Genomic DNA, 759 nt, shown 5'->3' with positions numbered 1-759 from the left:
GAGTGGGAGGGGGTCGCTCCTGCGGGTGCCGGCGGGCGTCACGACGGCGAGGTCGACGTCGCCGACCGGCGTGCCGGTCACCGTGAGCCTGGTTCGTGCCATGGGCTGACCCTATGCGTGGAACGACCCGACGGGCCTGACCTGAACTCACCGGGTCGGGTGTGTTGCGCGGATTCGGCTGGGGGCGAGTCGAATTCGTTGTCCACAGTTGCGCCATACCTCTTGACCGAGATTCGAACAGGTGTTCTCCTTGACGCAGTCGCTGATCCCGAGAGGAGTGGTTCCGTGCCCTACGTCGCATCCACTCGAACGGGCCTGCTCGGGGTCGAGGACGACCAGGTCCGCAGCGCCGCCATGGCGGACGTGCAGGGCAGCCTCACGGCGATCGGTGAGCGGGCGGTGCACACCATCGAGGCGCTGGAGGCGGAGAAGGCGCGGGTCGAGGCCCGGCTGCTCGCGGCCTACGGCGTCCTGCACACGGTCGAGTGCCAACAGGTCGAGACGCTGGCGCTGACGGCCGGGTCCCTGCACGTGTCGGCCGACCGGGTCGTGAGCGAGGAGATCGCCCTGGCCACGGGGGTCGGCATCGGGGAGGTGGCCCGCCGGCTGTCGCTGGCCACCGCACCGCGGCGGCACCGGACGATCCTCGCCGCGCTTCGGTCCGGCGCGACGACGCTGCACCGCGCCCTGCAGATCGCGACCGAGACGACGGATCTGCCCGACGCCGACGTGGCGGCCGTCGAGGAGGCCGTGCTCGCG

1 pseudogene is annotated in these 759 nt (G+C 71.4%); it reads left to right on the top strand.

Annotated features, from left to right (window positions below):
* Positions 1 to 285: 285 nt before the first annotated feature.
* Positions 286 to 759, top strand: a pseudogene (locus tag AC1DP0_RS22370) (HNH endonuclease signature motif containing protein); the annotation flags it as partial.

It is taken from the genome of Terrabacter sp. P5_B1 (assembly GCF_056400505.1).
Note: the sequence above shows the minus strand (reverse complement) of the source record. Positions and strands in the feature narration are given on the sequence as shown.